Genomic DNA, 17,730 nt, shown 5'->3' on the forward strand with positions numbered 1-17,730 from the left:
CGCCTAGAGATCGAATCCGAAGTCGGCGGCCAGTCCGCGCAGGCCGGTGGTGTACCCCTGGCCCAGGGCGCGGAACTTCCAGTCGGTGCGGTGCCGGTACAGTTCGCCGAACATCATCGCGGTGATGGAGTCCCGGTTCGCCGCAGGCAGGTCAAAGCGGACCAGTTCCCCGCCGTCCGGCCGGGCCACCCGGATATAGGCGCTGCGGACGGCGGCGAAGGTGCCGGGTCCGCGCATTTCCGGATCGGCATAGACGGCAAAGACAATCTTCGAGACGGCGTCCGGCACCCGGGAGAGGTCGACGTCGATCTGCTCGGTGTCGTCGTCGCCCTCGAACAGGACCGAGCCCTCGGGGCTGGCGATCTGGTTGAAGAAGACCAGGTGCGCGTCGGAGAGGACCCGCCCGTCGGCGCCGCACAGCAGCGTGAGGGGAACCAGCTCGGCGGCGGGGCCGCGGCTGGGGATGACGTCCCAGCCCAGTCCCACCAGCACGGACGTCAGGCCGGGGTTCTCTGCGGTGAGGGCGGCATTGGCGCCGGCCACCAGGGTTCCCATCAGTGCTCCCCGAAGGTCAGGGAGGAGGGGGAGAACTTGTCATCGAGGAACCGTCCGTGGGCGGACAGTTCGGCAATGGCTCCGGTACGGACCTGGTTCTCCAGGTCCCGGGCTATCCCTTCGAGGATGGTCAACTGGTCAACGAGCAATATGGTGGCCTCTGAAGTCTCGGTCCGCTCTCGGTCGCTGAGGGCCACGTAGGCGCGCAGGGGAGTGGGGAGGTAATTGGTGATGATGGCGTTGAGCAGCACGCGCTGTTCGGTGGACGCCCCGTTGCTGCCGACATAGTCCACCAGCGGCGCCAGGATGTCGTCGATCTGCCGGACCATGGACGATATGGAGGTCGGCAGGGCCCCGCCGGCCCGGCGCACGGCGGTGCGCAGGTTTTCCAGGGACGTCATGGTTTCCCGGTGCTCGGCGTCGGGGCCCGACGACGATGCGGCTGCGGACAGCTCCGGCGCCGGTTCCGGTTCGGGCGAGTTGCCGAAGAGGGAACCGAAGAACCTGCCTACTGGCATGGCCGGATCCTTTCCGCCGGGGCTGTCCGTTCCGGCATTTAGCGGGACTCGCTCTGCCGGGAGCGCTCGAGGTAGGGCTTGGCCTGCGTGATGGTGGACTCCAGGGACTTCACGGTCCCTTCCATGTTGCGGGCCGCCTCGGTGCGGAACGTGTCGATCGCGTCCATGGTCTGGTACACGTTGTCGAAGGCCTTCTGCAGGGTTTCCACGCTCACGCCGGAGGTGGAGGCCTGCTGGTGGATGCGGGCCGTCTGGTCCTTGAGCATTTCGCTGGTGCTCAGGATCATGTTGTTCGTGGTGGTGTTCACCGCGTCGATCTGGTCCAGGACCATCTTCTGGTTGGCCAGGGCCTGGGCCACGATGACCGCGGTGCGCAGCGCGGAAATGGTGGTGGTGCGGGCGCGTTCGACACCCTTGATCAGTTCCACGTTGTTCTTGCGGATCAGGTCCATGGCCAGGTAGCCCTGCACGGACACGGCCAGCTGGGTCAGGATGTCCTGGCGGCGCTGGCGGATCGGGAAGAGCACGTCCGCCTCCAGGGCGTTGGCCTGCTCAATCTGTCCGGCGTTCTTGAGCTTGTCCACCTTCTGCACGCACGCGGCGTCGAGGGACTCGGCCAGCACGGAGTATTCGCTCAGGGTCTGCATGGTTTTCCACAGCTCCACCTTTTCTCCGGCGAGGGCGGCGTTGTCCTTGAGCAGTTCGTCCTGGCCAGCCATCAGGGCCTTGATGATCTTGTCCAGCTGCACCTGGGCGGACTCGTACTTCTGGAAGTACTTGGCCAGCTTGTTGCCGCCGGGGATGAAGCCCAGGATCTTGCGCCCGGTGCCCAGGTTCGCCTGGTTCGGGGTGAGGTCCTCGACGGTGCTGCGCAGGTCGCCGAGGGTGGTGGCGACCTTCTTCTGCGCGTCGTTGCCGGACTTCTTCGCCCCGTTCACCGAGGTGGAGGAACGGTCCAGCAGGCGGGAGGAATACCCGGCCGACTGCACCATTTCCTGTCCGGCCAGCTTGTTGATGGAATCCACCTGTGCGGTGAATTCCGGGCTGCGCGCATCCAGCTTGGAAACTTCCTCCATGAAGGACTGAGCCTGCGCGGCGATTTCGGCGCGGCGTTCCTCCGGGACTGGAACCATGCCCGGTGCGCTCTCGGGAGCGACCGGAGCGGGCGGTTCCGGAGCGTTCAGCACCAGGGCGGCTTCGGTGGCGTCCGGGGGAGTCAACGGTGTGGTCATGGTCCAGCCTTTTCTTGGTTGAGCTGCGTATACGGATGCGGGGAGTGTCCCGGCCTGCGGAACACTCCCCGCAGGGTGTAACTGGAAACCGAGTCTAGCTGAGCTGTACGCCGAAATCGGTGGCAATGCCGGCCAGGCCGGTGGCGTAGCCCTGGCCCACGGCCTTGAACTTCCACTCGCCGTTGTTGCGGTACACCTCGGCGAAAATCATGGAGGTTTCCGGCGCGGCGTCCTCGCTGAGGTCGAAGCGGACAATTTCGCTGTCGTTGTCCTGGTTGATCACGCGGCAGTACGCCCCGCGGACCTGGCCGAAGTTCTGGTTCCGGACATCGGCCTGGTCGATGGAGACCACAATGACCACGCGGTCGACGTCGGCGGCCATCTGCGTGAGGTCGATCAGGATCTGCTCATCGTCGCCTTCGCCGGCGCCCGAGCGGTTGTCGCCCAGGTGGGTGACGGAACCGTCCTTGGCGGCGGGCTGGTTGTAGAAGATGAAGTCGTCGGAGGACCGCACCTTCCCGTTCGCCGCGATCATCAGCGCCGAGGCATCGAGGTCGAAGGGCTCGCCCGTGGTGGTGCGCGGGTCCCAGCCCAGGCCGACGACGGCCTTCTGCAGTCCGGGATCGGTCTTGGTGAGGGAAAGATTGTTGCCCTTGGTGAGGGTCAGACCTGCCATGGTGTTCAGCTCCTTGTAGACGTGGGGGAAATTAGTCGAGGGCGATGCCGAAGTCGGTGGCAACCCCGTACAGGCCGGACGCGTAGCCCTGGCCGACGGCACGGAACTTCCACTCTCCGCGGTTCCGGTAGATCTCGGCGAAGATCATGCAGGTTTCCGCTGCGGCATCTTCGCTGAGGTCGTAGCGGACCACCTCGGCGTCGGTGTCCTGGTTGACCACGCGGCAGTACGCATCACGCACCTGCCCGAAGTTCTGGTGGCGGGCTTCGGCCTGGTCGATGGAGACCACAATGACCACGCGGTCGACGTCGTCGGTCAGGATGCTGAGGTCGATCAGGATCTGCTCGTCGTCGCCGTCGCCCTGGCCGGTGCGGTTGTCGCCCTGGTGGACCACCGAGCCGTCCTTGGCGGACAGCTGGTTGTAGAAAATGAAGTCGTCCTGGGAGCGCACCTTGCCGTTGGCCCCGAGCAGCAGTGCGGAGGCGTCCAAGTCGAACGGGTCACCACTGGTGGTGCGCGGGTCCCAGCCCAGGCCGATCAGGGCCCGTTCCAGACCGGGGTCAGCCTTGGTCAGGGAAAGGTTGCTTCCTTTGGAAAGGGTCAGGCTGGACAAGGTGCTCTCCTTTGAGGACGGCGGGTGGTTTAGAGCGAGCGGGCAGCCGTGGGGATCAGGTCCTTCACGGTGCGGCCCTGGGCGCGTTCGCCGATGGCCTTGAAGCTCCAGCCCGAGCCTTCGCGTCCGACCTTGGCCATGACCATGGCCGTGTGGGTGCCGGCGTCGGTCAGCTGGTAGCGGGCAATCTCGGGGCTGCCGGGCGTGGAGTCGTCGATCAGGCGGCAGAAGGCGTTCTGCACCTGGTCGAAGGTCTGCCGGCTGTAGCTGGAGATCACGAACACGATGTTCTGCACGGCGGGGGAAACCGCGGAGAGGTCCACCAGGATGACTTCGTCATCGCCCTCACCGGCGCCGGTGAGGTTGTCACCGGTGTGCTTGGCGGAGCCGTCCTTGCTGGCGAGCTGCCCGTACCAGACCTGGTCAACCGCGTTGCCGTTGGCGTCGAAGAAAATGGCCGAGGCGTCGAGGTCCACTTCGGCGGTCTTCTTGCCGAACAGGCCCCGCTTCGCCGGGGCGGCGGAATCCCAGCCCAGTCCCAGGCGCGTCTTGCTCAGTGCGCCGCCGTCCTTCTTCGTCAGTGAAAGCGACTGACCTTTCTGCAGGCTGAGGCCCATGATTCTCCTTTGTTATTTGGTGTACGCGGGTTCTTTGGCGGCGGCGGACTTCGCGGTGCGCTTGTTGCGCACAATCGAGGAGATCAGGGCGGCGAGGATGAAGACCACGCCGATCAGGCCGGTGATGACCTCGTTGATCTCGAGTTCGATGGTGAGCAGCAGGATGGCTGCCAGGGCGCCGATCGCCCAGTGCGCGCCGTGGTCCAGGTAGACGAATTCGTCCAGGGTGCCCTGCCGGACCAGGAAGACGGTCAGGGAGCGGACGAAGATCGCACCGATCAGGCCGAGGCCCAGGGCGATGATGATCGGATCCGAGGTGATCGCGAAGGCGCCGATGACGCCGTCGAAGGAGAAGGACGCGTCGATGACTTCCAAGTAGAGGAAGAGCATGAACGCGGCCTTGCCCGTGGCCTTCACCAGCTCGCCGTTGCCGGACTTCTTGCTCACCTTCGCGGACGCGTCGTCGGCGTCGAAGTCCTCGTCGCCGTCGACGTCGAACATGTCACCCAGGCCGGTGACCAGCAGGTAGGTGATGAGGCCGGCGGCACCTGCAACGAAGATGTCGGTGGTGTGCTCGGCGTCGGCCAGGCTGGCAGCTGCCAGCAGTGCGGCGAGGCCGACGATCAGGGACGCTCCGCTCACCTTGCCGATCTTGCTCAGCGGGGTTTCCAGCCAGCGCAGCCAGCGGATGTCGCGGTCTTCGAACATGAAGTCCAGGAAGATCATCAGCAGGAACAGGCCGCCGAAGGCCGCAATCTGCGGGTGTGCCTCGTGCAGCAGGTAACCGTAGGTGCCGGGCTCCTCCGGGTCGCCCTTCTCCAGGGCGAGCTGCAGGGCCTCGATCGGGTTGATGCTGGCGGTGACGCCCACAATGATCAGCGGGAAGATGATGCGCATGCCGACGACGGCGATGAGGATGCCCACGGTGAGGAACATCTTCTGCCAGAACGGGCTCATCTTTTCGAGGATGCGGGCGTTGACCACGGCATTGTCGAAGCTAAGGCTGATTTCAAGCACGCCGAGGATGGCGCAGAGGATGAGCGCCTCTACCCCACCGTAGAAGAACGCCGTGACCAGCGCGGCGGCCGTGATGACAAACGACCAACCGAAAGTTTTGAGAAACACTCTGCTTGCAGCTCCTTTAGTTCCTGCGCGCAGCCGGTGGGGGGCGGGAAGGGCAAAAACTAGGTTGAGGATGGCTTCATCCGATTCGAATTAGGCTTCAGTATGTCGCACCCCGGACACCGCGGGCAACTACCGGCGGTGCCGTTCGCGGAGAGGGTAGCGCCGGGAGTGCCAGGTGCACCGGGGCGGAGGACGGACTCCGGTGGCCGCGGCTGCCCCGTGATTGGGCGGCGGCTCAGCGGTCTGAAAGAATAATGGAAAGCCTGCTTACTCAGGCACCCACGTGAAGGAGGACTGCATGCAGGACGAAATGAACGGGAACGGCGCTGCGGAACCGGTTATGAACATTCCGGCGGCCGACGTCGTCAGCGGCGGTGCATCGGCGGCAGCACCTGCTGAGGTGGACCCGGCCGAGGTCGCCGTCCTGGCCGAGGCCGAGGACCCCGGAACGGACCCCCTTCGGCTGCAGGAGCTGGCCACCGATTATCCGCTGGCCCGCCCGGCCGTGGCCGCCAACCCGGCTGCCGGCCCGGAGCTGCTCGAATGGCTGGGTGCCCTCGGCGACGCGGGCGTGGATGAGGCCCTGGCCCGCCGCGCCCGCTGACCTCTGCTGACAAGAGGAGCATCCCGCTGCATGAAGTCAATGCGGCGGGATGTTGCCGTTTAAGGGGAAGTGTCCTTCCAGACGCGACTAGATTTCCGCCACGGCTACCAGCGGGAACGTTGGGGTGTCGGAGCCGCCCGCCGGTTCGACGGTCAGTGCCACGGCTCCGGCCCTGGCGACGTCGCCGCTGAGCCAGATGCTGACGTCGCCGCCGGCAAAGCGGGTATCCGGAACAGGGGTCTCACCCTCGAGCAGCCAGAGCTGGTATTCCTGCCCCTCGCCGGGATTGGGCAGATCGTCGGCGACAAACAGAGCCGCGTCTTCCGTCCGTGAAACGACCAGGGTGGCCGGCCGGCCGTTGACGTCCACCTGCTGAGTGGCGACATCCGGTGCGGACAGCAGACGGTTTTCCCGATCCTGTTCCTGTGCTGTCAGTTGTTCCTGCTGGCGTTGTTCGGACTGGACGCCCAATGCCCACCCGGCCAGGCCGATTCCCGGCAGGAGGACCGCGGCCGCAGCTGCCGTAAGCAGCCGTCGGTTGCGGCGCCGGCGTCGTTCGTCCAAGGAGACGACGACGGCGGGCTCGGCTACGGCAGCCCCTTCGGTCTGGGGACCGGGCAACGGGTGCGTGCCGTGGATGGAGGAGAGCACGGAGGCGCGCAGGGCAGGCGGCGGAGTCTGTTCCATCCCGGCGGCCAGGCCGGCGGTGACCTCGGCGTACTCGGCAACCTCGGCCTGGCAGCGGGGGCAGTCCGCCAGGTGCTGCTCGAATTCGCTCCGTTCCGCCGGTTCCAGGGCATCAACGGCGTACAGCGGGGCCAGATCATGTATCTCCACGGAATCCTGATTGTGCTGGTTCATGACCGTCCTCCTCCCAATGCCGACCGAAGCCTGTTCAACCCGTCACGGATCCGTGCTTTGGCCGTACCCAGCGGGATCTCGAGCCGCGAGGCTACCTCCTGGTAGGTGAAACCCTGGTAATAGGCCATGGCAACGGCTTCACGCTGGAGCGGTGTGAGGGAGCCCAGCCCATTCCGCACTTCGTTGTTCTTCATGCCCTCCTCCACCTCCTGCCATGTCGAGTCCACGGGAGTTCCGGTCCGTTCGTCCTCATAGGTCTGTTCCCGGTCCCGTTCCCGTGCCACCTGGCGCACCCGGTCCACTGCCCTGCGGTGCGCGAGGGTGCATAACCATCCCAGCACGGTTCCCCGGTCCGGATCGAAGCGGGCCGACTGCTGCCAGGCCATCAGGTACACCTCCTGGACAACTTCGGCGGCAATCTCCGGAGACCGGGTCACCCGCACTGCCAGCCCGTAGATTTTGGCCGAAGTGGCGTCGTAAAGGGCAGCGAAACCCGCCTCGTCTCCCTCTCCGGACCGCCGCACCAGCTCTGCGAGTTCACCGCTGCGGTCACCCGGCAGGGAATCCGGTGATGCTGCAGCCCCGGGCCGGGCGGTGAAATCCGCCGGGCCGGTCCCAGCGTCAGTCATGGGCTCCCACAGGTCATCCCTTCGACAACGGCGCCCCTCCGAGGTAACGGACGGGGAGATGTTCGATGAGAACACTGTCATACTTTCGCACCTGCCTGCGAACCACTCCATACCCAGTGTTCGCAGCCGGACTGCAACCGGATGGGTGTCTCTTCCATCTCCCCGAGCACGTAGCCGGCGAAGATTTCAAAGTAATTTCCCTCACGACCCATCCGGGCGGGGATTGGCTCCGAACCTTCCATGTCTAACGACCGATGCACACACCACCCTGTGCATGCCGACACGACGAAGGAACCGATCATGAACAAGAAGATGCGCCTGCTTGCCGTTCCCACCCTGGCCCTGGGTGCGCTGGCCCTTTCGAGTGCCCCCGCCATAGCCCATGGAGAAGATTCCTGGTCCAGCCAGGCCACGTTGAACACGATGAACAATTCGGGCACCACCGGCCAGGCCATGGTGGACGTGCACGGTACGGAGGCCAAAGTGACGGTCAACGTTTCCGGTGCGGCCGAGACGTTCATGGACGGCCCCTTCCCGCACGCCCAGCACATCCACATCGCCGCCCAGGGTGTGTGCCCGGGACCTGACGCCGATACCGACGGCGACGGCGTCGTCAACACCACCGAGGGGCACCCCTTCTACGGTCACATCGGCAACTCGCTGACCACCGAAGGCGATACCAGTGCAGACTCCGCACTGGCCGTGGAACGTTTCCCCGGTGGATCCGCCTACACCTATGAGCGCACCTTCGATCTGACTCCCGAGACCGCAGCATCCCTGAAGGACGGATCCGCGGTGGTTGTTGTCCACGGCGTGGACCCGACGCTCATGCCGGCCGCCGCGTCCGAGAAGATGTCCGACCTTGATCCGTCGCTGCCTGCAGCAGCCACCCTCCCGGCAGCCTGCGGAACCCTCACCGGCTCGCAGATGGCCGCGATGCCTGAGGGCGGAGCAGACACCGGTGTGGAAGCCGCCGCCGACAACGGCAATGCGGCAGGCTTCGCCGTCGCCGGCGCGGGCGTCCTGGCCCTGGGCGGCGCGGCGATGGTTATCCGCCGCCGGGCCAACGCCTAAGACCGGCAGCCGGAGCGTCGATCCCATGACGGCATCCCGCCACGGCCGCCGCGCAGGACTGATGTCCTGCGCGGCGGCCGCGTTGCTCCTGCTCTCCGGATGCACCGGTACGGCCACCCCGGACGCCGGAGCACCCGCGAACCCCTCGACGTCGGCGTCCCCGTCCGCGGCACCGAGCCCGGCCGCCGCGCCGACCCAATCCCCGGCCCCCGGCGGGCCTGCCGCTCCGGCGGCGGATCAGCCACCGGTACTGGCGCCGTCCGCCCCGGTGTCCTTGTCCATCCCGTCCGTCGGCACCGAATCCCCGCTTCTGCATCTGGGACTGCGGGAGGACGGTTCCCTCGAGGTTCCGCCGGAGCCGCCGGGGTCACCGGCGAGCTGGTACACCGGTTCCCCCACACCCGGGGAGCGCGGTCCCGCCGTCCTGCTGGGACACGTCAATGCCACCGGCGGCGGCGAGGGAGTGTTCGCGAACCTGCGAAGCCTGAAGCCCGGCGACCGGCTGGAAGTTGCCAGGGAAGACGGGTCGACCGCGACCTTCGCCGTGGACCGCGGAGAGCAGTACGGCAAAGACACCTTCCCGACGCTTGAAGTGTACGGAAACACTGCCGGTGCGGAACTGCGGCTCATCACCTGCGACGGGTTCGACGCCGCCACCGGGTCCTTCGAGGACAACTACGTCGTCTATGCAACTCTTACCCGCTGAACCAGGGGGCCCTTCCGGGGCCTGCTAGGGTCTTGTGCAATACGTATCTGTTGGCTCGGGGGGACCATCACTTACTCCTTCCGGGTCCGCACCGACACCTGGGGGAGTTGTGAAACACTGCACAACGTGCGGGGCTGAACTGCAGCCGCACTGGAAGTTCTGTACCAATTGCCAGGCGCCGCAGCCGGCGCAGACCGGCGGCGAAACCGCGCCGCACCCCGCGGAAGCCGGCCCGGGACAGAACTCCGGAACCCACGACGACGGCTCTCCCCAGGCCGCCGCGCCCCCGACAGCCGAATTTCAGCCTCCCGCCGGGCGGGATCAGCCGACCGAGCGCTTCGAGCAGCCTCCCGCGGCGCAGTCGCAGCACGCGCAGACGGGGGTGCCCGCCCCGGCCACCTCGGTATTCGACCCGCCCGTGGCGGTTCCCACGGCAAGTGCTGCCTACCCCGGATACGGCCAGGGCGGCCTGGGAGCAGGTCCCGGCGGTTCCGGTTCCGGCGGCCCGGAGTCTCCCGGTCCAGGCGGCGGAGGCCCCAACGACGGTGGCCCCTCCGGTCCGCAGGGGCCCGACGGGTCCGGCGCGGCGTCGTCGGGCGGCAAGAAACGTTCCCGCAGGACGATCATCCTGGTCTCCGTACTGGCCCTCCTCGTGGTTCTGGGCCTGGCCGCGTTCTTCTTTGTGCAGAACCTGATCCGCGGCGGCGCCGGTTCCCCCGAAAGCGCTGCGGACAAGGTGGTGGAGGCCATCGAGTCCAAGGACTTCATAGGGCTGGCGACCATGGTGCCGCAGGAAGAACGCGAACCGCTGCAGCGGCTCCAGGAACACCTGGAGGACAAAGCCGAGGAATTCGGGATCGAGGAAGCCCTCAGCAAGGTCGCCGACGGTGAGGAAGAGTTCGACGAGGAACTCACCTTCGACGGCATGAGCATCACCTTCGAGGGCGTGGAACCTGAAATCACCGAGATCGATGACAGCACCGCACTGATCAAGTACACGTCAGGTGAGGCACGGTTCCAGCTGGATCCGGCCGCGACCACGGGTGCCATCCGCTCCGTGCTTGAGGCCTCCGGCCAGGACGAGGAAAAAATCGATGAGACCGTCCAGCTCAACGAGATCGGACCGGACGGCTCCCCGCTGACGCTCGTGGCGACCGAACGCGGCGGGCGCTGGTATGTCAGTCCGCTGTACAGCATTGCGGAAATGATCAGCCAGAGTGAAGGGTTCGGCCACGGCAGTGTGCCCGAAACATCCGGCGGCAGCGAGAACCCCGAGGCGGCAGCACAGGCCGCAGTGGAAGCAGTGCCGGACGCAATGTCCGAAGGAAGCCTGAACCCGCTGGCCGGGACGCTGTCCCTGCATGAAGGCAGCCTGCTGTACCTGTACCAGGACATGTTCGACGACCTCATGGCCGGTGTCAGCGGAGAAGAGCTGAACATCAACGACGTGCGGTTCACCGAAGGCGGGAAGGACGGCGACCGTGCCGTCGCCGTCGTCGACAACATTTCCGTGGAAACCGAATACGGTGACGAGATCACCCTCACCGGCGACTGCATTGAAGGTGAATCGGATTCGGACAGCTTCTGCTTCACCGGGGCGGGATATTCCATTGAGCCCTCCGTGGACATGCTCGGCGGTGCGAAGATCATGAGCCTGACCACCATTGAAGAAGGCGGCAAATGGCGCGTGAGCCTGGGGCACACCGTCACGGACTGGATCATCAACTGGACCGATTCCCTGACCCGTGAGCAGGCCCTGGCGATGATGCAGCTCGCGAACTCCGAAGACGCCGCCGGAGATATCAGCGTGGACGAATCCACCGAGGTGGAATTCAACTCGGCCGGCTATGCGGTCCTGGACCTGACGGTGGATGAAGACGCGGCGCTGACCGCCGAAGACCCGTACGAGTTCACCTCCCTGACGGTGTACTCCGCCGACGGCAAGGAACTCATCGGCGACCTTGGCTACGGCAATGACATCCCCGCCGGGGATTACAAGCTCGTAGTCTTCGCCGGGACGGAATGGCAGGAGGAATTCGACGAGAACGGGGCCGACGTCGACTACTCCTCCGAACTGACCCTGGTGGAAGAAGAAGCCCCGTCCTACACGGACATGTACGGTGCCATGGACTACATCATGGGCATCCTCACCTCGGAGTCCGCCGACGAGCCGGAGCTGCACACCCTGCCGGGCACCAAGGCGGAATCCGAGCTGGTGGTGGAGGTGACAGGGGATAACGACTCGGGCACTCCGATGACGGTAGTGGTCTCCGTGGACGGCAAGGAAGAGACGGTCGAAGTCTCGGGTGCCAAGGACGGTTCCGTGGCCATCCCGTATCCGAATGACGGTGAAGAGCACGAGGTTCAGGTCAGCCTGCGCGGCGTCGATCCCGCGGAAGCGTTCCTGATCGTGACCTACACCGGTGAACTCGTCGAGAAGTAACACCGTCCGGCCGGGACGAAACCCGTCCCGGCCGGACCATCGAGCCCTGCCGGACGGGCGTCCGGAAAACTTTGAAACTTTTGAAGGAAGGCGTCATGAAATTTTGTCCTGAATGCGGCAAACAACAAGAACCCGGGGGTCGGTTCTGTGCCGAGTGCGGGTTCGCACTAGGGACAGGATCCCCGTCTCCCGCCGCCGCACCCGGCCAGGGAACACCTGCGACCCCCGGCGCCGGGCCTGCCGTCGACCGGCAGTTCGTAGCCGCCGGCCATCCGGGCCGGCCGCAGGGGCAGCCACCGTATGGTCAGCCGCCGTACGGTCCGCCGGGCACATCGCAGGGACAGCAGCCGTATGGCCAGGCACCGTATGGCCAGCCGTATCAGCAGCAGCGTCAAGGGCAGCCGTATCCGGGGAATGACGGATACGGCCGGGCACAGGCGCCGTCCGCTCCACAGCGCCCGTCCGCCTTTGCCGGTGTTCCGGTGAGCGATTATGTCCGGGACGGCCTGGCTGTCCTGGCCCTCTTCGCATCGCTCTTCATGACTTGGTCCAGCACGAGCAGTTACGGGGACGGCAACGCAGCCGGGACCCGCGTCGATGTGCTGCTGATTACCCTGCTCAGCATCCTCTCGGTGGGCGCGACCTACCTGTGGCGTGCCGGTGTTTTCGGCCCCACGGTCGGCTACCGCCGGATCCAGGACATCCGTCTCCTCGCCAACCTTCCGTATGTGCTTCTGGTGCTGGTGTATTTTGTCCTGAGCATGGTCTCCGGCTTCGGGTACGACGGCGAACGTTACCTGGGCGGGGCGGTCGCCTTCGGTCTCGCCGGTGCCCTCCTCGCAGCACAGCCGCGACGGGCAGAAATTGCTCCCGGCGAGGTTGATGCGGCACGCGACCGGCGCTGGCTGTTCATGATGGTGGGCGTCGTGGGTCTGGCGGGGCTGACGACCATGGTGCAGGTCATCGAATTTGCCCTCGATGCGGGCACGTACTTCACTGCGGCCACGGACAGCTTCTGGCCGTACATGATCGCGCAGATCCTTGCAGCGCTCCTCTCGCTTGCGGTCCTTGCACTTATTGCCGTCAAGGTCTTCCTGGGGTCCGAGACCTGGCGCTTCGCCGGGGTGGCGCTCGGCGTCGGTGCTGCCTTCCTTTCCATGCTGGCGATCATGGGTGTGGAGTCGGTTGGGCTGGCCTACTATCCGGGGTCGGCATATTTCTCCATCCTCTTCTGGATGGCCTTCGGCGCCGTGGTTTCCGCCCCGTCCATCGCCCGCACCACCCAGCGCACCGCCGTCGCCCCGGGGGACCGCCTCACTGCCCTCCGGCCGGTAGTGGTCCTGACGCTGATCCTGGCGTCTGCCCTGGCGGCATTTCTGCTCATAGGCCTGGTGCAGGCCGTGGTGGCGGACCTCGACGGCGTGGCCACCTGGTCTGTCGGGCTGGTCCTGGCGCTCCTGCTGGTCGCCGCCACTGTGATGGTCCGCAGGCTCGCTGCCCGTGACGAGCGTTCCGCCTTTGTGATGGGCAGCGTGTACGCCGGTGCCGTGTTTGTCCTGTCGCTGATTCTGATGATCCTCTTCGCGGTGCAGGACTTCGGGCAGGGCGGGATGCAATACGTCCTGCTGCCGACCGGAAGTGTCCGGCAGCTGATTATGGTGCTCACCTGGGTGATGCCGTTCGCTGTCCTGGCCGTTTTGTGGCTGGACAAGGCCGCTCGGGCGCACTTCAAGTCGCTGCCCACGTCCGGCAGCACCGGCAACGGCTTCGCCTTCGAAGGGGCCCAGGTGCCCGGTATCCCGACGCCGGCGGCTTTCGCCGCGGGGCAGCAGCAGTTCGCCCAGCAGGACCAGCCGGCGCCCCTCCAGGACCCGGTGCCCGTCCAGGACCCGGACGCGTCTGAGGACACCGACGGGCCTGTGCCGGCCGCCGATCCCGATGCCGCCCTGCTGGCCGAAGCCGCCGATCCCGCGACACCGCTGCTCCGGCTGCAGGAACTGGCGACCCACCCGCGCGCACGGGTAGCCGTTGCTGCGAACCCGTCCACCTACCCGGCGCTGCTGACGTGGCTGAGCCAGCTCGGCGACCCGGCCGTGAACGAGGCGCTGGGCCGCCGTCGGTAACCTGGCACGCAGCGTAAGTAAAAGGTGGAAAGCGGCGGCCGACGTCGTTGGCGGAGGACATCCACGCCAACGATGCCGGCCGCAGCCGCTTAACCTCGTCCAACTCAACACTTCAGGGGCGCTTATGAAGAACCCGGTGCCTGCGGGCGCGGGACGGCGGACGGCAGCCGCCGCAGTCGGGGCCGGCGTACTGCTCTCGGCCTGTTCTGCTCCGCCCGACGCCGGTCCGCCGCCTGCCACGACGACAACAGTGGCAGCCCCCGCCCCGAGCACCGCTGCCCCGCCCCCACCGACAGCCGACCCGCCCCTGCCCTCCGGCTGGCTGGCCGAGGTCACCGGCGACGCCGGACGCCTGGCCGTCCTCGGCGACTCCTTCGCCGCGGGGGAGGGCGCCGGGGACTACCAGCCGGCGGTACCCGGCCACGGGGATTCCTGCCACCGCAGCCTTTCCCCTCCGGCGGCGGAACTGTTCGCCCCGGAGAACATTGCAAACCTGGCGTGTTCCCGCGCCACCACCGGGCACCTCGCCGAACCGCAGCGGCTGGCCGCAGGCACCGGCGCCGGACCGGACACGGACCCCGGTACCGTCCCGGCCCAGCTGGCGCAGCTGCAGGGCATCGACCCCACCCTCGTGGTGCTCTCCGTGGGCGGCAATAACCTCGACTTCGCCCGCATCCTGCAGGCCTGCCTGCTGGAGACCACACCCTGCAGCGGCAATCCGCAGCTGGCCGCCCACGCCGAAGCGGAGCTGGCGTCACTCCTGCCCGACCTTGTCGACAGCTATGCCGTCGTGGCAGGCGCAGTGCCGGAGCGGGTCCCGGTCCTGGTGCTGCCCTACCCCCGGCTCTTCGACGAGCCCGACGGCGGGTGCGGCCGGCTCAGCACCGAGGAACAAGTCTTCGGCCGGAAGCTGATTGATGACCTGAACGCCGTCATCCGGTCCGCAGTGGAAGCCTCCGCACTGCCCAACGTCCACTACGTGGACGCCGTCGAGAACGCACTTGCCGGCCACGGCGCCTGCAGTCCGGAACCGTTTGTCCACGCCGCGGATGTTTCCGGACTGCTGCAGGCCGCCGACTCCGCCGCCGCCAACCAGGAACTGCTGCACCCCACCCGTGCGGGCTACCGTGCCATGACCGGGGAGCTGGTCCGCTGGGCAGCGACACATCCCGCACCGCAGTGAGCTGCACCACAGTAAAGCCCTGCTCCTGCGCCATACTAGGACCGTCGGCAGTGACGCCGGCAGGAACGAAAGGATAGGCCATCGTGACGGAACCCCCGCAGCAGGCCGCGGCATTCGCAGGTTTCACCACGCTCCGGGTGACCGAGGGAGAGGACCGGGTTCACGTCCAGCTGCACCGGCCGGAGGTCCGCAACGCGATCGACGCGGCCATGGTGGCCGAACTGCACACGGTCTGCGCCGAGCTGGAACGGCGGCCGCGGGTGCTCATCCTCTCCGGCACCGAGGTCAGCGGGAAGGGGGTCTTCGCCTCCGGAGCCGACATTGCCGAACTGCGCGAACGCCGCCGGAAGGACGCCCTGGCCGGCATCAACTCCTCCCTCTTTGCCCGGATCGCCGCCCTCCCGCTGCCGGTGATCGCCGCGCTGGACGGCTTCGCGCTGGGCGGCGGGGCGGAACTGGCCTACGCCGCGGACTTCCGGATCGCCACGCCGCGGCTGAAGATCGGCCAGCCGGAGGCGGGGCTGGGCATCATGGCGGCCGCCGGTGCCACCTGGCGGCTGAAGGACCTGGTGGGGGAGCCGCTGGCCAAGGACATGCTGCTGGCCGGGAGGATCCTGACCGGGGAAGAAGCCCTGGCCGTCCGGCTGGTCACCGAGCTCCACCACCCCTCCGGCCTGCTGACCGCCGCCCACGCGCTCGCGGACCGCATCACTGCCTCGGATCCGCTGGCACTCCGCCTCACCAAAGCGGCCTTTTCCGCCCCGCGCGACGCCCATCCGCTGATCGACAACCTCGCCCAGGGCATCCTGTTTGAATCCGAAGCCAAGATGAACCGCATGCAGGCCTTCCTCGACCGCAAGGAGAATCCGAAGTGAACACCGCGAACCCCGGTGCCGTACCGTCCCGGGTCGGCGTGCTGGGCGGCGGACGCATGGGAGCGGGCATTGCCCACGCCTTCCTGCTGGCCGGAGCGGAAGTGGTGGTGGTCGAACGGGACCAGGCAGCCGCCGACGCCGCCCGCACCCGGGTCCAGGCATCCATCGCCAAGAGCATCGAGCGGGCCGACACCGCGTCGACGTCCGCGCAGCTCGCCGCCCGGGTCTCCTACGCGGTGGACTACGCCGCCTTTGCCGGCTGCGGGCTGGTGGTGGAAGCGGTGCCGGAGGACTTCGCGCTGAAGTCCTCTGCCCTGCGGACTGTGGAGGAACAGCTCGACGACGGCGCCTGGCTGGCCACCAACACCTCCTCGCTGTCCGTGGACCGGCTGGCCGCGGACCTCAAGCGGCCGGAGAACTTCTGCGGGCTGCACTTCTTCAATCCCGTGCCCTCCTCACAGCTGGTGGAACTGGTCCTCGGCACCCGGACCTCCGAGAACCTGGCCCGCAGCGCGCAGGAATGGATCGACGCCCTCGGCAAGGCCGCCGTCGTCGTGCACGATGCGCCGGGGTTCGCGTCCTCCCGCCTGGGCGTGGCCCTTGCCCTGGAAGCCATGCGGATGGTCGAGGAGGGGGTGGCGTCCGCGGAGGACATCGACGCAGCCATGACGCTGGGCTACCGCCACCCGACCGGTCCGCTGCGGACCACGGACCTGGTGGGACTGGACGTACGGCTGGGGATTGCCGAGTACCTGCATGCCACACTGGGCGACCGGTTCGAGCCGCCGCACATCCTGCGCGACAAGGTGGCGCGGGGCGAACTCGGGCGGAAGGCCGGACGGGGTTTCTTCAGCTACGAATAGCCTCACCCGGCGCCACCGTGTCCAGGAACGTGCGGACCATGGCCGGGTGGTCCAGGGCCATGGCCACCGAAATGACCGGTGCCGGAGCGAGCAGGCCGTGCACCGTGTCTTCGCCGGCGATGAGCCGCCGGTCCACCAGGGTCTGCCCGCGGCTGTGTCCGGCGAGCTCCACCCGCACCGGATAATCCTCCAGCACCACGGTCTCCGGTGCCGCGATCAGGCAGGCGGCGCCGGCGTCGCCGATGGTCATGGGATCCAGGGTGCCGTCGTGTGCACTCACTTGGAGAAGCGGTTCCGCGCCGATGACCCCGCCGGCGGCCCGGGTCCGCGCGCCCGAGGCCAGCAGCTGGCCCACGAGCCGGGCTCCGGGATCCGCGGAGGCCTCCAGCTGCAGGTACTGCGGGGCGGTGAGGGTTGCCAGCATAAAGACGTCCAGCCCGTACATGGTCACCGGCACCCCGCTGTCCAGCACCACCGCCAGTGCCTCCGGATCGTGCCAGGCATTGAACTCGGCATGCGAGGTGGCGTTGCCGATCCCGGCGGATCCGCCCATGAACACGATCCGCTCCAGCTTCCGGGCCGTGCGGGGATAGGCGCGCAGGAACACGGCCAGATTGGTCAGCGGACCGATGCCCAGCAGGGTCACCGGCTCCGGGGAGTCTTCAATGGTGCGGTGCAGCAGTTCCACGGCGGCCAGCGGCGAGGCGGCGGCGCTGCTGGCCGGCAGCTGCAGTCCGCCGATCCCGTTGGCGCCGTGGAAGGCGTGCGCGTTGCGGGGCTCGTTGACCAGCGGCCGTTCCGCACCGCGGGCCACCGGGACGTCCGGCCGTCCGGCAAGGTCCAGCACGTCCAGGGTGTTGCGCAGCACCTGGTTGACGTCAGTGTTCCCGGCAACGCAGGTCACGGCCAGCAGGTCGATGCGGGGGCTGCGGGCCAGGAAGGTCAGGGCCAGGGCGTCGTCCACGCCGGTGTCGACGTCGGCAATCACCGGGATGCGGCGCTGCGGACGGGAGGGGGACTGGGGCTGCACGGC

Annotated in this window: 18 protein-coding genes; 8 read left to right on the forward strand and 10 right to left on the reverse strand. The window is 67.2% G+C overall.

The annotated features are described in order from the left end of the window. Nucleotides 1-3: 3 nt before the first annotated feature. The 7 genes from AC5RT8_RS05780 to AC5RT8_RS05810 all read right to left on the reverse strand — a co-directional run bounded on the left by AC5RT8_RS05780 (nt 4) and on the right by AC5RT8_RS05810 (nt 5,336). The gene (locus AC5RT8_RS05780) at nt 4-555 is read right to left on the reverse strand and encodes a TerD family protein (protein ID WP_494094757.1); all 552 of its coding nucleotides are present in this window, start codon (nt 553-555) and stop codon (nt 4-6) included. Continuing rightward, entirely contained in the window at nt 555-1,073 is a 519-nt protein-coding gene (locus AC5RT8_RS05785; protein ID WP_494094758.1) for a hypothetical protein, read from the reverse strand. Before AC5RT8_RS05785 ends, AC5RT8_RS05780 begins: the two co-directional genes overlap by 1 nt. 38 nt (nt 1,074-1,111) lie before the next feature. Beyond that, nucleotides 1,112-2,305, reverse strand: a complete 1,194-nt coding sequence (locus AC5RT8_RS05790; RefSeq protein ID WP_494094759.1) for a toxic anion resistance protein — start codon at nt 2,303-2,305, stop codon at nt 1,112-1,114. A 94-nt stretch (nt 2,306-2,399) separates the two neighbouring features. Next, the gene (locus AC5RT8_RS05795; protein WP_494094760.1) at nt 2,400-2,981 is read right to left on the reverse strand and encodes a TerD family protein; all 582 of its coding nucleotides are present in this window, start codon (nt 2,979-2,981) and stop codon (nt 2,400-2,402) included. Nucleotides 2,982-3,012: 31 nt separating this feature from the next. Continuing rightward, complete coding sequence (locus AC5RT8_RS05800) at nt 3,013-3,594, reverse strand: TerD family protein (RefSeq protein WP_494094761.1); 582 nt, start codon at nt 3,592-3,594, stop codon at nt 3,013-3,015. Nucleotides 3,595-3,623: 29 nt separating this feature from the next. Next, a complete protein-coding gene (locus tag AC5RT8_RS05805) occupies nt 3,624-4,211 on the reverse strand; it encodes a TerD family protein (protein ID WP_494094762.1) in 588 nt (195 codons plus the stop codon). A gap of 12 nt (nt 4,212-4,223) precedes the next feature. Continuing rightward, complete coding sequence (locus tag AC5RT8_RS05810; RefSeq protein ID WP_494094763.1) at nt 4,224-5,336, reverse strand: DUF475 domain-containing protein; 1,113 nt, start codon at nt 5,334-5,336, stop codon at nt 4,224-4,226. A 298-nt stretch (nt 5,337-5,634) separates the two neighbouring features. Here AC5RT8_RS05810 and AC5RT8_RS05815 point away from each other — a divergent pair, with 298 nt between their 5' ends. Next, complete coding sequence (locus AC5RT8_RS05815; RefSeq protein ID WP_494094764.1) at nt 5,635-5,940, forward strand: variant leucine-rich repeat-containing protein; 306 nt, start codon at nt 5,635-5,637, stop codon at nt 5,938-5,940. 87 nt (nt 5,941-6,027) lie between these two features. Here the strand turns inward: AC5RT8_RS05815 and AC5RT8_RS05820 are convergent, their stop codons facing one another. Then, the gene (locus AC5RT8_RS05820) at nt 6,028-6,801 is read right to left on the reverse strand and encodes an anti-sigma factor (protein WP_494094765.1); all 774 of its coding nucleotides are present in this window, start codon (nt 6,799-6,801) and stop codon (nt 6,028-6,030) included. Then, entirely contained in the window at nt 6,798-7,430 is a 633-nt protein-coding gene (locus AC5RT8_RS05825; protein WP_494094766.1) for a sigma-70 family RNA polymerase sigma factor, read from the reverse strand. Before AC5RT8_RS05825 ends, AC5RT8_RS05820 begins: the two co-directional genes overlap by 4 nt. Nucleotides 7,431-7,730: 300 nt before the next feature. Between AC5RT8_RS05825 and AC5RT8_RS05830 the strand changes: the two genes are divergently transcribed. The 7 genes from AC5RT8_RS05830 (at nt 7,731) to AC5RT8_RS05860 (ending at nt 16,697) form a co-directional block, all read left to right on the forward strand. After that, nucleotides 7,731-8,504: a hypothetical protein gene (locus tag AC5RT8_RS05830; protein WP_494094767.1), complete on the forward strand. Its 774-nt coding sequence runs from the start codon at nt 7,731-7,733 to the stop codon at nt 8,502-8,504. Between the two features lie 25 nt (nt 8,505-8,529). Next, nucleotides 8,530-9,210: a class F sortase gene (locus tag AC5RT8_RS05835; protein ID WP_494094768.1), complete on the forward strand. Its 681-nt coding sequence runs from the start codon at nt 8,530-8,532 to the stop codon at nt 9,208-9,210. A gap of 109 nt (nt 9,211-9,319) precedes the next feature. Beyond that, the gene (locus tag AC5RT8_RS05840; protein WP_494094769.1) at nt 9,320-11,653 is read left to right on the forward strand and encodes a hypothetical protein; all 2,334 of its coding nucleotides are present in this window, start codon (nt 9,320-9,322) and stop codon (nt 11,651-11,653) included. A gap of 482 nt (nt 11,654-12,135) precedes the next feature. After that, nucleotides 12,136-13,776, forward strand: a complete 1,641-nt coding sequence (locus AC5RT8_RS05845; RefSeq protein ID WP_494094770.1) for a DUF7937 domain-containing protein — start codon at nt 12,136-12,138, stop codon at nt 13,774-13,776. A 124-nt stretch (nt 13,777-13,900) separates the two neighbouring features. Then, nucleotides 13,901-14,959, forward strand: a complete 1,059-nt coding sequence (locus AC5RT8_RS05850; RefSeq protein WP_494094771.1) for an SGNH/GDSL hydrolase family protein — start codon at nt 13,901-13,903, stop codon at nt 14,957-14,959. An 83-nt stretch (nt 14,960-15,042) separates the two neighbouring features. Further along, complete coding sequence (locus AC5RT8_RS05855; protein WP_494094772.1) at nt 15,043-15,834, forward strand: enoyl-CoA hydratase/isomerase family protein; 792 nt, start codon at nt 15,043-15,045, stop codon at nt 15,832-15,834. After that, a complete protein-coding gene (locus AC5RT8_RS05860) occupies nt 15,831-16,697 on the forward strand; it encodes a 3-hydroxyacyl-CoA dehydrogenase family protein (protein ID WP_494094773.1) in 867 nt (288 codons plus the stop codon). Before AC5RT8_RS05855 ends, AC5RT8_RS05860 begins: the two co-directional genes overlap by 4 nt. Here the strand turns inward: AC5RT8_RS05860 and AC5RT8_RS05865 are convergent. Next, complete coding sequence (locus tag AC5RT8_RS05865) at nt 16,684-17,727, reverse strand: nucleoside hydrolase (protein WP_494094774.1); 1,044 nt, start codon at nt 17,725-17,727, stop codon at nt 16,684-16,686. The two genes, AC5RT8_RS05860 and AC5RT8_RS05865, sit on opposite strands and share 14 nt — an antisense overlap. Nucleotides 17,728-17,730: the final 3 nt, after the last annotated feature.

The sequence above is a fragment of the Arthrobacter sp. Ms25 genome (assembly GCF_059090365.1).